The 12,273-nt window shown below is 65.5% G+C and carries 12 protein-coding genes; 1 reads left to right on the forward strand and 11 read right to left on the reverse strand.

Going from position 1 to position 12,273, the window contains the following annotated elements; all coding sequences use genetic code 11:
• Nucleotides 1-113: 113 nt before the first annotated feature.
• From F7D09_RS03815 to F7D09_RS03830, 4 genes are all read right to left on the reverse strand, one after another.
• Nucleotides 114-1,790, reverse strand: a complete 1,677-nt coding sequence (locus tag F7D09_RS03815; protein WP_226835926.1) for an anthranilate synthase component I — start codon at nt 1,788-1,790, stop codon at nt 114-116.
• Nucleotides 1,787-2,224 (reverse strand): phosphoribosyl-AMP cyclohydrolase, encoded by a 438-nt coding sequence (gene hisI, locus F7D09_RS03820; RefSeq protein WP_152234086.1) that lies wholly within the window; start codon nt 2,222-2,224, stop codon nt 1,787-1,789. The genes F7D09_RS03815 and hisI overlap by 4 nt, the downstream gene beginning before the upstream one ends.
• Nucleotides 2,225-2,302: 78 nt before the next feature.
• Complete coding sequence (gene hisF, locus F7D09_RS03825; protein WP_152234087.1) at nt 2,303-3,076, reverse strand: imidazole glycerol phosphate synthase subunit HisF; 774 nt, start codon at nt 3,074-3,076, stop codon at nt 2,303-2,305.
• Between the two features lie 125 nt (nt 3,077-3,201).
• On the reverse strand, nt 3,202-4,719 hold the full coding sequence (locus F7D09_RS03830; RefSeq protein WP_152234088.1) for a hypothetical protein: 1,518 nt from the start codon (nt 4,717-4,719) through the stop codon (nt 3,202-3,204).
• Nucleotides 4,720-4,960: 241 nt separating this feature from the next.
• Here F7D09_RS03830 and F7D09_RS03835 point away from each other — a divergent pair, with 241 nt between their 5' ends.
• Complete coding sequence (locus tag F7D09_RS03835; protein WP_152234089.1) at nt 4,961-5,374, forward strand: hypothetical protein; 414 nt, start codon at nt 4,961-4,963, stop codon at nt 5,372-5,374.
• A gap of 28 nt (nt 5,375-5,402) precedes the next feature.
• On the opposite strand, the gene rlmN is transcribed toward F7D09_RS03835, so the two are convergent.
• From rlmN to rpsB, 7 genes are all read right to left on the reverse strand, one after another.
• Nucleotides 5,403-6,626 (reverse strand): 23S rRNA (adenine(2503)-C(2))-methyltransferase RlmN, encoded by a 1,224-nt coding sequence (gene rlmN / locus F7D09_RS03840; RefSeq protein ID WP_376862744.1) that lies wholly within the window; start codon nt 6,624-6,626, stop codon nt 5,403-5,405.
• Nucleotides 6,627-6,683: 57 nt separating this feature from the next.
• Nucleotides 6,684-7,673 (reverse strand): phosphatidate cytidylyltransferase, encoded by a 990-nt coding sequence (locus F7D09_RS03845; protein WP_152234090.1) that lies wholly within the window; start codon nt 7,671-7,673, stop codon nt 6,684-6,686.
• Nucleotides 7,674-7,827: 154 nt separating this feature from the next.
• On the reverse strand, nt 7,828-8,382 hold the full coding sequence (gene frr / locus F7D09_RS03850; RefSeq protein ID WP_152234091.1) for a ribosome recycling factor: 555 nt from the start codon (nt 8,380-8,382) through the stop codon (nt 7,828-7,830).
• Between the two features lie 61 nt (nt 8,383-8,443).
• Nucleotides 8,444-9,190: a UMP kinase gene (gene pyrH / locus F7D09_RS03855; protein ID WP_152234092.1), complete on the reverse strand. Its 747-nt coding sequence runs from the start codon at nt 9,188-9,190 to the stop codon at nt 8,444-8,446.
• A gap of 94 nt (nt 9,191-9,284) precedes the next feature.
• Nucleotides 9,285-9,959, reverse strand: a complete 675-nt coding sequence (locus F7D09_RS03860; protein ID WP_152234107.1) for a hypothetical protein — start codon at nt 9,957-9,959, stop codon at nt 9,285-9,287.
• 207 nt (nt 9,960-10,166) lie between these two features.
• Entirely contained in the window at nt 10,167-11,018 is an 852-nt protein-coding gene (gene tsf, locus F7D09_RS03865; protein ID WP_152234093.1) for a translation elongation factor Ts, read from the reverse strand.
• Between the two features lie 79 nt (nt 11,019-11,097).
• Complete coding sequence (gene rpsB / locus F7D09_RS03870; RefSeq protein ID WP_152234094.1) at nt 11,098-11,919, reverse strand: 30S ribosomal protein S2; 822 nt, start codon at nt 11,917-11,919, stop codon at nt 11,098-11,100.
• Nucleotides 11,920-12,273: the final 354 nt, after the last annotated feature.

The following is a 12,273-nucleotide window of genomic DNA, read 5'->3' on the forward strand; positions in this document are numbered from 1 at the left end:
CAAGCCGCCGTCGTCGGCGACGCCGACAGCACAAGGCCCCGCCACAGTCGTTCCGTGGTGGGGCCTGCATACGTGTGTGCACCGCCGTCTGCGGCGATGCCGGTCGTTCCGCGTCAGCCGTTCTGCCGGCGATCGTCCTGCCCGGCGGTCGCGTCGCGCAACTGCGCCGCAATCTGCACGGCTTCGACGCTCGCCTCGGCCTTGTTGCGCGTCTCCTGCCATTCGGTCGCAGGAACCGAGTCGAGCACGATGCCCGCTCCTGCCTGCACGCTCGCCTCATGGTCGCGCAGGAACGCGGTGCGGATGGCTATGGCCATGTCCATGTTGCCGGAGAAGTCGAAGTAGCCGACGGTGCCGCCGTAGATGCCGCGGTCGGCCGCCTCCAGCTCGTCGATGATCTCCACGGCGCGCGGCTTCGGCGCGCCGGACAGCGTGCCCGCGGGGAAGGCGGACATGAACACGTCGAACGCGGTCAGCTTGGGGTCGACGGTGCCGGTGACGGTCGAGCAGATGTGCATGATGTGGCTGAACCGCTTGATGTCCATGAGCTGGACGACCTCGACGCTGCTCGGCAGGCACACCTTGCTCAGGTCGTTGCGCGACAGGTCGACGAGCATGATGTGCTCGCTGCGCTCTTTCGGATCGGCGAGCAGCTCCTTGGCGAGCCGCTCGTCCTCCTCCGGCGTGGCGCCGCGCGGACGGGAGCCGGCGATCGGGAAGGTCATCGCATGGCCGTCGTCCACCTTGATGAGCGTCTCCGGGCTGGAGCCGATCACGTTGAAGTCACGGCCCTGCGCGTCGGTGAGCGTCATGAAGTACATATAAGGACTCGGGTTGAGCGTGCGCAGCACCCGGTAGACGTCGAACGGGTCGGCCGGCGAGTCCAGGTCGAGCCGCTGCGAGATGACCGTCTGGAAGACGTCGCCGTCAACAATATGTCGCTTGGTCTCCTCCACCCAATGCTCATACTCGGCCTTGGTGGTGCGGAAGCGCAGCTGCGGCTGAGGCATCGAGGGGTCGAGCACGCTGACGCGCGCTTCGCCCTCGGCCGGGGTGGAGGCGTCGCGCTGCATGGCGTCGAGCCGTGCGATGGCCTCGTCATAGGCGGCGTCGGCTCGCGTCGGACGGTCGTCCACGTTGACCGCGTTCGCGATGAGCCACACGGAACCGGAGACATGGTCCACGACGGCGATGTCGGTCGCCAGCGCCAGCGTCATCTCGGGCTGTCCGGTCTCGTCGGGGGCGGTGCCGCGCAGCTTCGGCTCCCAATGGCGGATGGCGTCCCAGCCGACCGACCCCACGAGGCCGCTGGTCAGGTTCGGCAGCCCCTTGACGCGCGGAGCCTTCAGCAGCTTGAGCGTGGCATGGGCCACTTCGACCACATCGCCGTGCGTGGGCACGCCGGCCGGCACCCGCCCGAGCCAGTTCGCCCGGCCGTGGTCGGAGCGCAGCTGGGCCATCGAGTTGACGCCGATGAAGCTGTATCGGCTCCACGAGCCGCCGTATTCTGCGGATTCGAGGATGAAGGTGCCGGACCGGCCGCCGGCAAGACGCTCGTAGAACCCCACGGGGGTGAGCGAGTCGGCGAGCAGGCGGCGCACGATCGGCACCACGCGGAACCCTTCGTCGGCAAGCCGGTGGAACTGCTCGCGGCTCGGCCACGTGCCGCCCCAGTTCACGTCCTTGACGCTGCACCACGAATCGTCGGGCCTGTGCGAGGCCCCTTGGGCCGCGTCGCCGACGCCCTCGCCGTTCACGGTTCCGTCAATACGTTCGTCGTTCGCGCTCATCGTGCATCCTCCCCAAACGTCTGTTCACCCTGTCCGTCTTCCTGCGCGGGACGGTGTCCGACGACCACCGGCAGCGGGCCGCCCTGCTCGAAGCAGGACCGCTTGCCGGTGTGGCAGGCCGCGCCCACCTGGTCGACCTCCACGAGGATCGCGTCGCCGTCGCAGTCCAGCGAGAGCGCTTTGACATACTGCACATGCCCTGACGTGTCGCCCTTGCGCCAGTACTCCTGACGCGAGCGCGACCAGAAGGTCACCCGTCCGGTGGTGAGGGTGCGGCGCAGCGCCTCGTCGTTCATATAGCCGACCATGAGCACCTCGCGGGTGTCGTACTGCTGGATGACAGCGGCCACCAGACCCTTCGCGTCGCGCTTCAGCCGCGCCGCGATGCGGGGGTCGAGCGTCGTCGTGTTGTCATAGGCCATTTCGTCAGTCATGATGTCGTTATTCCTTTATGTCTTTCCCTTGATACCGAACAGAGAACCGCCGGCAACGTTGTTACGGCAACGCCGCGGTCACAGCCTGACCGTGTAGCCGGCCTGCCGCAGCGCCTCCTTGACCTCGCGGATGGAGACCAAACCGTAGTGGAAGATCGAAGCCGCGAGCACGGCGTCGGCGCCGGCCTCGATGGCGGGCGGAAAATCGGACGCCTTGCCTGCGCCACCGGATGCGATGATGGGGATGCTGACCTCCTTGCGCACCGCCCGGATCATCTCGAGGTCGAAGCCGGACTGCGTGCCGTCGGCGTCCATGGAATTGAGGAGAATCTCGCCTGCGCCCAGCTCTTCGGCCCGTTTGACCCACCAGATCGCGTCGATGCCGGTGGACTTGCGCCCGCCCATCGTCGTCACCTCGAAACCGGACTTCGTGTGCCGCTCGCCTTTCTCACGTCGCGCGTCGACGGAGAGGACCAGCACCTGGTTGCCGAAGCGTTCGGCCACGCGGCTGATCAGCGACGGGTCGTTGATGGCCGCGGTGTTGACGCCGACCTTGTCCGCGCCGCAGCGCAGCAGCGAGTCCACGTCCTCGGGCGTGCGCACGCCGCCGCCCACCGTCATCGGGATGAACACCTGTTCGGCGGTGCGGCTGACCACATCGACCATGGTCTGCCGGTGCGAACTGGACGCGGTGACGTCAAGGAACGTGATCTCGTCGGCGCCCTGACGGTAGTACTCCCCCGCCAGTTCGACCGGGTCGCCGGCGTCGCGCAGGTTCTCGAAATGCACGCCTTTGACCACACGGCCCGCGTCGACGTCCAGACAAGGTATGACTCTCACGGCCAGCGACATGTTGCTCCCCTCATGGTTGTGGATGCTTGCAGCAGCTCCTCCAAGGGTAGCGACTGCCCGTTACAGAAGCCGGCGGGCGTATTGCGTTGCGAGATGGCTTGCCTACGCCGACGCGCCCGCTGCCGTCAGCGGCGCGGCCTGCGGCGGGCGTTGCGGATGCGGATCAGGGACACCGCCACGCTCGTCAGCAGCAATGCGGCTGCGAGCGCGGCGACCGTTGCGATCGCCGCGCCGGTCTTCGCCATCGTGCCGTACTGTTCGTAGACCGGCGTCTTGCCCATCGACTGCGCGACCTGCTGTTGCAGTGCGGTGCGCCTGACCGTGCCGGCGCCGCTCCCCTGCTGCAGTGTGGTGGAGCCGGTACTGCCGGTGCCGGATTGGTGGGTGCCGCCGGTGCCGGCGCTGCCATTGTTGCTGCTGTTTTGACCGCCGCCGTTGTCGTTGTTGCCGCCGTTGCCATTATCACCGCTGCCGCCGGACGTGCCGACTTTAGCCCAGCGGGCCGTATAAGTGGCGTCGTGCCGCACGGGGAGCAGACGGTTGAAACGGCTGCCGTCCGCGGCGTACCAGCCGTCGAGACGGTATCCCTTCGGCGGTTCGGGCGAGGGGATCTGGCTGCCGAGCAGCCACATGCCGCGGATCACGGTCGCCGTGCTCCGCTGCGCGCGACCCTGCTCGTCGGTCCACTGGAAAGTGACGGTGACGTGCAGGCCGTCGTCATGATTCGCATCCTGCCGTTCCAGCGTAGCATCAAGATGCATGGTCCAGCCTTCCGCCCTGCCGCCGGCAAGGTCAGGCGCGTATGTGGCGCCGGTGGGGCGGTCGGTCCAGCCGGTGATGCTGTACCCGTGGGGGACCATGAGGTCGATGGCGCCTTTCTTCGCCGCCAATGCATCGGACAGCGGGGAGCCGGCATCGACCCTCTGGGTGACGACCAGCGCGCCGACCGAAAACACGACCAGCGTCTTTGTGGCCTGGATGCTCGGCACCGCGAAGAACGTCGTGTCGAGACGCGCCGTTCCGGCATCGGACAGGTCGGCGCGGTAGGTGTGCAGTCCGGCTCGCCATCCCGTGATGCTGATGTTCGACGGGAGCCGGGATGCGATGTCGTCACGCACCGTCGCATACGCGTCGGCGAAGGTCGTTCCGCGGTCCACACGGGTGGTGACAATCGCGTTGGTGCTCGGTATCACGAAGTTGACGCGCACCTGCCTGCCGACGTGCGGAAGCTGCGGCAGACGCTGCGCCAGTACGGCGGTGAACGTGACATGCGCCTGCCCGCTCAGCGTGGCGCCGATCAGGTCTGCCGAATAGGTGACGCCCAGTGATGACTTCCATGCGACGATGACATAGCCGTCCGGCACATTCAGCTGGGAGTCGTCAGGCACGGTCACCGTGACGGACCGCGTATAGGTCCTGGTGACGGAGACGGCATGGCCGTTCACCATGAAGGTCACGACCGTGGTGTGTGTCCGGGACGCCGCATCGTCATCCTGTGCGGCTGGTGCCGTCGCCGAGGCCGCCTCGCGCTCTTCAGGCGACGTCTCGTCGGCGGCGGCCGAACCGGATGCCAGCATGGTCATGCACAGCGCCGCGGATACGATGGCCGCAAGGATCCGTCCCGGCGTGGTTCGTTTCATCATGATGCCCCTTGTACGCTCTCCGACACGCAATACGACAGCGCGCCTATTTTCATCTCCCTGTGATAGCACTCGGTCAGGTCACTGCGCACACGCCGGTTGGATCATGACACGGGGAACAGCCGAATACGTATGCCATCGTGTCGTTTGTATGGTTTCCTGCATTGCCGGACGAACGCGGCCGATGATGGCACCGTCGCGACGGCATCGGCCTGGTTGAGGAGCACGGCGTACACTGTGTGCCATGAACGGAAGGAAGAACAACACCGTCAAGCGCGATGCCGATGATGACACCGATGATGCCGTCGATATTGACACCGGCGCCTCTGTCGTTGACAGTGACGCCGTGGACCGTTCGAACGCCGCGGACGTTTCGGTCAGCGACATTCAGGCGAAGGATGAGGATGTGGAGCTCAGCGCCGATGCCGTGAGGCAGCTGAGCGCCGTCGCTGTGGTTCTGGGTGTCGTCGGCATCGTGTTGTGCTTCGTGCCGGGGGTTCCGTTGCTGTACGCGCTGATTGCCGGCATCGTGGCGGCGGTCCTGGGATTGGTGAACTGCCTGTCCGCCTCGGTCATCCATGATTCGCATGTGCGCATCGCCGCGGCGGCCGGCGCCATCGCCGGCGCCGTGGCGATTGCCGTGTCATTGATCCTGTAGCCGCAGTGGTGCGGCGCGGCGTCAACGGTCAGGAGGCCGAGCGGAACGCCTCGCGCGTCTTGGCCGCAAGCTGGCCGCAGGCGCCGTCGATGTCGGAGCCTCGCGTGTCGCGCAGCGTGGCGGTGATGCCCGCCCGATGCAGGATGTCGAGGAACCGCTGCTCATCCTCCGGCTTGGACGCGGTCCACCGTGAACCTTCGACCGGATTGAGCGGGATGGGGTTGACGTGCACCCAATCGTCGCCGTAATGGTTGAGTCGCTTGGCGAGCAGCCGCGCGTGTTCGGCCTGGTCGTTGATGCCGCGCATGAGCGCGTACTCGATGCTGACACGGCGCTTCGAGGCGAGGAAGTAGTCGTGCGCGGCGTCCAGCACCTGCGTGGTGTTGAACCGTCGATTCATCGGCACCAGCTCGTCGCGCAGCTCATCGCTCGGCGCATGCAACGAGACCGCCAGACGCACGGGCAGCCCCTCTTCGGCCAGCTTCCTGATGCCGGGGACGACGCCGACGGTCGAGACGGTGATGTTGCGCGCGGAGATGCCGAATCCTTCGGGCGGCATGGCGCTGATCTGCCGGACCGCGGACAGTACGGCGCGGTAGTTGCCCATCGGCTCGCCCATGCCCATGAACACGATGTTGCTCAATCGTCCCGGGCCGCCGGCGACCTCGCCGTCGCGCATCATGCGGGCGGCGACGCGCACCTGTTCGAGGATCTCGCCGGTGGACATGTTGCGGGTGAGGCCGAGCTTGCCGGTGGCGCAGAACGGGCAGCCCATGCCGCAGCCCACCTGACTGGAGATGCACAGCGTGGTGCGGTTCGGGTAGCGCATGAGCACGGATTCGATGTGGGAGCCGTCGAACAGGCACCACAGGGTCTTGATGGTGGTGCCCTGGTCGGCGACCTGCCTGGTGACCTCGGTGATCAGCGAGGGGAAGAACGCGTCGACGATGTCGGCACGGCTGGCGGCCGGCAGGTCGGTGAACGCGTCGGTCTCGGTCTCCAGACGGCCGAAGTAATGGTTGGCGAGCTGCTTGACGCGGAACTTCGGCAGTCCGAGCTCCTTCGCCTTGGCGATGCGCTCGTCCACGCCCATGTCGGAGAACTGCACCGGCGGCTTGCCGCGGCGTGCATGGTCCTTCGACAGCACATCGCGGAACGCGCCCTTGTCGCCGGGGGTGATGCCCGACTCCGGCCGGTCGGCGGCCACCGTCGCGTGCTCCGCACTAATCGTCTTGTCGTCCTGTGTCACGATGTTCTCCTCCTCCATGTCGTGTGCCTCTTGTGTTGCCTTATCCTGCTGCCGTACCCGTTACAGGCCGGTGACCCACAGCAACGTCACCAGGAACGGCGCGCACATGAGGATGGAATCGACGCGGTCCATCACGCCGCCGTGGCCTTTGAGCAGGTGGCCCATGTCCTTGATGCCGATATCTCGCTTGAGCATGGACGCGCACAGGTCGCCGAACGTGCCTGCCACGCCGACCAGCACGCCCGCGACGATCGGCACCCACCAGCGTGACACCCACATCGAGCCGTCATACGTGCAGGCGAACACGGCGAACGCGCCAATCATGGCGAACAGGATGGAGCCAAGCAGGCCTTCGACGGACTTCTTGGGCGAGATGCGCGGGGACAGCTTGTGCTTGCCGAACCACGCGCCGAAGAACAGGCCGCCGGTGTCGCTCAGCGCCGGAAGGAACACGAGCGTGATCGCATGGGCGACCGGATGGCCGTTGAACACGAGCGACAGGATGATGCAGCTGGCCAGCACGGGGATGTACAGCACCGTGAGCACTGAGACGGCGACGTGCGAAAGCCTGCTGTGATGCAGCTCACCGCTGGCATGGTTGAACGACGACTCCTCACGCGCGGAGGCGTCGCTGCTGGACAGTTTCGATGCCACGGCGAGCGATAGGCGGTTGCCGAAGCTGAACCGCGCGGTCGCAAGCACCGTGACGAGCATGAGCGTGGCCATGGTCAGCAATGCCATGGTGCTGAAATGGTAGGGGCTGTAGTAGGTGCCGAGCAGGATGCCCGCCGAGCACAGCCAGAGGGCGACCACCGGGATGTGGAGCCCGACGGTGGCGAAATCCACGCGCAGCTCCCACAGCGCGAGCACCATGAACACGACGATCAGCGCGACGAACACGTCGATGCGTATCAGCAGGCTGGCAAGAATCAGCGCGATGAGCACGACCGCAGTGCCGATGGCCTGAGGCATGTTCCGGCCGGTCTTTTTGTTGATGTTCGCAAGGGCCTCCTCGGCCTCCTCATGAAGCTGGTCGTTGCTGCGTTCCATGAATAACCTCACCGCCTGCCTGCTGTGTCGTGTGCCGTGCTGATCTGCCTGAAGCCGGCGAAAAGCCGGACGGGGCAAGGCTGCGATGCCTAGCACGTCCGGCTTTCCAATGGTTCCTCGTATGCCATGTCGATCCGATTCGGTGGATGCCGAATCAGACCTCCATGATCTCCTTCTGCTTGGTCTCGAGCAGGGAGTCGAGCTGGTCAGTGACCTGCTTGGTGACCTTGTCGAGCTCCTTGAGGAGACGATCGCCCTCGTCCTCGCCCATCTCGCCGTCCTTGACGGCCTTGTCGATGGTCTCCTTGGTCTTGCGGCGGATGTTGCGCACCGCCACCTTGCCGTCCTCGGACTTGCCCTTGGCGAGCTTCACGTACTCCTTGCGGCGTTCGCTCGTCAGCTCCGGCATGGTGATGCGGATGACGTTGCCGTCACGGTTCGGGTTGACGCCGAGGTCGGAGTCGCGTAGCGCCTTCTCGACCTTGCTGGCCTGGGAGACGTCGAACGGGGTGACGGACAGGGTGCGCGGCTCGGGAACGCCGATGGACGCGACGGCCTTCAGCGGCGTCGGGGCGCCGTAGTAGTCGACGACGATGCCGTTGAGCAGCGCCGGGTTGGCACGGCCGGTGCGGATGCCGGCGAAGTTCTCCTTGGTGTTCTCCACCGTCTTCGCCATCTGCTCCTTGGCCTGATCGACAAGGTTTGCCATGATTGTTGCTCCTTTGTGTGATGTTCCTCGTTGAATGGGAGATTCGTTATGGTCCCCGCCGTCAGGCGAGCGTGGAGTCGCCGGCCGAGACGAGCGTTCCGATGGGCTCGCCGACCAGGGCGCGGGTCACGTTGCCCGGCTCCTCAAGGCCGAACACGCGGATGCGCTGCTTGTTGTCGCGGGCCATGGACAGCGCGGAGGCGTCCATGACGGCCAGATTGTCGACCAGCGCCTTGTTGTAGCTCAGCGTGGCAAAGCGCTTGGCCTCGGGATCCTTGCGCGGGTCGGCGGTGTACACGCCGTCGACGCCGTTCTTGCCCATGAGCACCTCATCGCAGTGGATCTCCAGCGAACGCTGGATGGAGACGGTGTCGGTGGAGAAGTACGGCATGCCGGCACCCGCGCCGAAGATGACCACGCGGCCCTTCTCGAGGTGGCGGATGGCCTTGAGCGGAATGTACGGCTCGGCGACCTGGCCCATGGTGATGGCGGTCTGCACACGCGTGGACTGGCCCTCCTGCTCCAGGAAATCCTGCAGCGCAAGGCAGTTCATGACGGTGCCGAGCATGCCCATGTAGTCGCCGCGGGAACGATCGATGCCGGCCTGCTGCAGTTCGGCGCCGCGGAAGAAGTTGCCGCCGCCGGTCACGATGGCCACCTGCACGCCCTGTTCGACCGCGGGAACAATCTCCTCGGCGATACGACGAATGACCTTCGTGTCGATGCCAACCTTGCCGCCGCCGAACGCCTCGCCCGAAAGCTTGAGCAACACCCTGCGGGTCTTGGCCGTCGCTGCTTCGCTTGCCATATTCAGCCTTTCTGATGACGGGTCCCGGACTCCTCATGTCATCCGGAACCTCACAATGCACTGTCTATCAGGTTATCCGTTCATGACGACACTGTTACATGGCGTCGTCAAGCGGCAGCGATGCGGCGAACCTGACGACCTGGCCGGTCACGTCCTCGAGATACGACAACGACGTGCGCCAGTCCCCCGGCACCTCGATGGAGTGGTTGGCGTTCGGGTATTCGTGGATGTCGCCGCTGAGACGACGCGCCCGGGCGGCGGCGTACAGCGGATCGGCGGTTCCCGCGCAAATCAACGGCGCGACCGGCGACACGCCCTTGCGGTACCCGTCGTCGCCGGGGACGGGGATGACCGAACGCGCCGGGTCGAAGTCCGCCGGAGAAAACACCGGGGTCAGCAGGGCCATGGGCACGCCGATCGCGTCGACATGCGGATAGATGAACGTGGACAGCGATTTGCCGACCACCAGCAGCGTCGGATCGCCCTGCGTCGTACGGCGGACGTCCCCGACCCACTCGTCGACGGCATCCTCCAGCATGGCGAAGATCCGGCTCGCGGGCGTCTTCGACAGGTCGGCGTCGACGTCAAGCCGGTCGACGTACCAGCCGTTTTCAATCAGCGCCATCGCCGTGTAGTACAGGAGCGGACGGTCGCAGTTGTAGCCGGTCCCCGGCATGAGCAGCGCACGACGGCCCGCGGTTTCGGGTCGTACGCGGTTGCGCCGCCATGGCCGCCTGCCGCATGTCGGGATGACCGACCCGTCGCCCATCGTCGTGGCGATGTCCTGCGCGGATCCGTTCCTGTTGTCGCCCTCGTCCTTCATCATGTCCCCCTTTCGGATTGGCGTCCCTGTGACGCCGCGGTTTGCACGGACGTTCCGAAACGCGGTGAGGGGCGCCCCGCGCGTCGATGCGCACGGGACGCCCCTCACCGGAACGTCTCACCTCTGACGGGAGTCGAACCCGTCATATGGTTCTCAGTCCTCTTCGCCCTTGCCGACTTCGACACGGGCGAACGCCACGGCCTTGCCGCCGACCTCGTCGAACAGCTTGCCGACGGTCTTGGACGGATCCTTGACGAACGGCTGCTCCAGCAGCACGACTTCCTTGTAGAAGGCGTTGAGACGACCCTCGACGATCTTCGGAACGATCTTCTCGGGCTTGCCTTCGGCCAGGGACTTCTCGGTGGCCACACGACGCTCGGACTCCACGACGTCAGCCGGGACATCCTCGCGGGTCAGCCACTTGGCGCCCATGGCGGAGATCTGCAGGGCGGCCTCGTGGGCGACCTTGGCACCGGCTTCGTCGGTGGCGATCATGGCCACGATGCTCGGCGGCATCTCGGCGGACTTCTTGTGCGCGTAGATCTCGACGTGCGGGCCGGAGATCTTCGCGAACTGGCCGACCTTGACGTGCTCGCCGAACAGGGCGGCGGCCTCTTCGACGGCGACCTTGACGGTGCCGTCCTCGGCCTTGGCCGCGAGCAGTTCCTCGGCGTTGTTCGCACCGGACTCGACGGCGTAGCCGAGCACGGTGTCGGCGAACTCGACGAACTTCGGGGTCTTGGCCACGAAGTCGGTCTCGGAGTTCAGCTCGACCGCGTAGCCGGTCTCGCCTTCGGCGCCCTTGTCGACCTTGGAGGCGATGGTGCCTTCCTGGGCCTTGCGGCCTTCGCGCTTGCCAGCGGCCTGGATGCCCTTGGCGCGGATGATCTCCTTGGCGCGAGCGACGTCGCCCTCGGCCTCGGTCAGGGCCTTCTTGACGTCCAGCATGCCTGCGCCGGTGTCTTCGCGCACCTGCTTGATCAAAGCTGCAGTGATTGCTGCCATTGATGTGTCTCCTCGTGTAGATATGTCCCCCGCAGTACGGGAGACGTGTTGTGCATCTCCCATACTACAGGGTGGACGGTCACTCGGCCTTCTCGGCCTCAGCGGCGGGGGCCTCGGCCTGCTGCTCGGCGTTGCCCTCGGTCAGCAGGTCCTTCTCCCAGGCGGCCATCGGCTGCTCGGCGGCGTCGCCTTCGGCCTTCTCGGCCTTGCCGGAACGCTCCAGCAGGCCATCGGCCACGGCGTCGGCCATGAGCGTGGTCAGCAGCTCGATGCCGCGAATGGCGTCATCGTTGGCCGGAATCGGGTAGTCCACGGCTTCCGGATCGGTGTTGGTGTCGACCAGGGCGACGACCGGGATGCCCAGCTTGTGGGCTTCCTCGACGGCCAGGGCCTCCTTGTTGATGTCGACCACGAACATGGCGGACGGGGTGCGGCCCATGTTGCGGATACCGCCGAGCTGCTTCTCCAGCTTGTCCTTCTCGCGCTCGAGCAGGAGGAGCTCCTTCTTGGTCAGACCGGAGCCGTGCACGTCGGTGAAGTCCATCTCCTCGAGCTCCTTGAGGCGGGAGACTCGCTTGGAGACGGTCTGGAAGTTGGTCAGCATGCCGCCGAGCCAGCGCTCGGAGACATACGGCATGTTCACGCGGGTGGCCTGGTTCTTCACGGCCTCCTGAGCCTGCTTCTTCGTGCCGACGAACAGCACGGTGCCGTTGTGGGCGACGGTGGCCTTGATGAAGTCATAGGCCTTGTCGATCAGGTCCAGGGACTTGAACAGGTTGATGATGTGGATGCCGTTGCGCTCCATCAAGATGTACTGCTTCATCTTGGGGTTCCAACGACGGGTCTGGTGACCGAAGTGGACGCCGGCCTTGAGCATTTCGCTCATCGTGATCTGTGCCATTGCACTTGCCTTTCTTGTCGGTTATTGCCTGGTCATGCGCATCTGCATGCAGCCGAGCTGTAAGCTTGGCCGACCGACACAGACCGTCGCGGGCATGACGCGATGTACATGCGTGCCGGTAGACGATAATCCTTGGCCTCCGCCGCCTGCGACTGCGGCATCGACCGTGTGGCACACACAAATTTTCAGTGTAGCATACCCCGTGAATCAACAAAGGGCCGTGTGGCGACCGTGTTTGTTGTTTTGATGGGTGGGTTGATATGACGAGAGGCTTCTAGGCAGAATGGGTGGTGCCTTAAACCTATCCGTTCTAGCGAAGGAGCCTCCATGGTCAAGGGTAGCAGTGCCAGTGTT

This window comes from Bifidobacterium leontopitheci (assembly GCF_009193355.1).
GTDB classification, from domain to species: Bacteria; Actinomycetota; Actinomycetes; order Actinomycetales; family Bifidobacteriaceae; genus Bifidobacterium; species Bifidobacterium leontopitheci.

Excerpts from the sequence above, each read along its gene's own strand:
- F7D09_RS03835 (WP_152234089.1), top strand. The coding sequence starts at position 4,961 with ATGAACGGAAGGAAGAACAACACCGTCAAGCGCGATGCCGATGATGAC.
- hisF (WP_152234087.1), bottom strand. The coding sequence starts at position 3,076 with ATGTCGCTGGCCGTGAGAGTCATACCTTGTCTGGACGTCGACGCGGGC.
- rpsB (WP_152234094.1), bottom strand. The coding sequence starts at position 11,919 with ATGGCACAGATCACGATGAGCGAAATGCTCAAGGCCGGCGTCCACTTC.
- tsf (WP_152234093.1), bottom strand. The coding sequence starts at position 11,018 with ATGGCAGCAATCACTGCAGCTTTGATCAAGCAGGTGCGCGAAGACACC.
- hisI (WP_152234086.1), bottom strand. The coding sequence starts at position 2,224 with ATGACTGACGAAATGGCCTATGACAACACGACGACGCTCGACCCCCGC.
- F7D09_RS03845 (WP_152234090.1), bottom strand. The coding sequence starts at position 7,673 with ATGGAACGCAGCAACGACCAGCTTCATGAGGAGGCCGAGGAGGCCCTT.
- pyrH (WP_152234092.1), bottom strand. The coding sequence starts at position 9,190 with ATGGCAAGCGAAGCAGCGACGGCCAAGACCCGCAGGGTGTTGCTCAAG.
- F7D09_RS03815 (WP_226835926.1), bottom strand. The coding sequence starts at position 1,790 with ATGAGCGCGAACGACGAACGTATTGACGGAACCGTGAACGGCGAGGGC.
- frr (WP_152234091.1), bottom strand. The coding sequence starts at position 8,382 with ATGGCAAACCTTGTCGATCAGGCCAAGGAGCAGATGGCGAAGACGGTG.
- F7D09_RS03860 (WP_152234107.1), bottom strand. The coding sequence starts at position 9,959 with ATGGGCGACGGGTCGGTCATCCCGACATGCGGCAGGCGGCCATGGCGG.
- F7D09_RS03830 (WP_152234088.1), bottom strand. The coding sequence starts at position 4,719 with ATGATGAAACGAACCACGCCGGGACGGATCCTTGCGGCCATCGTATCC.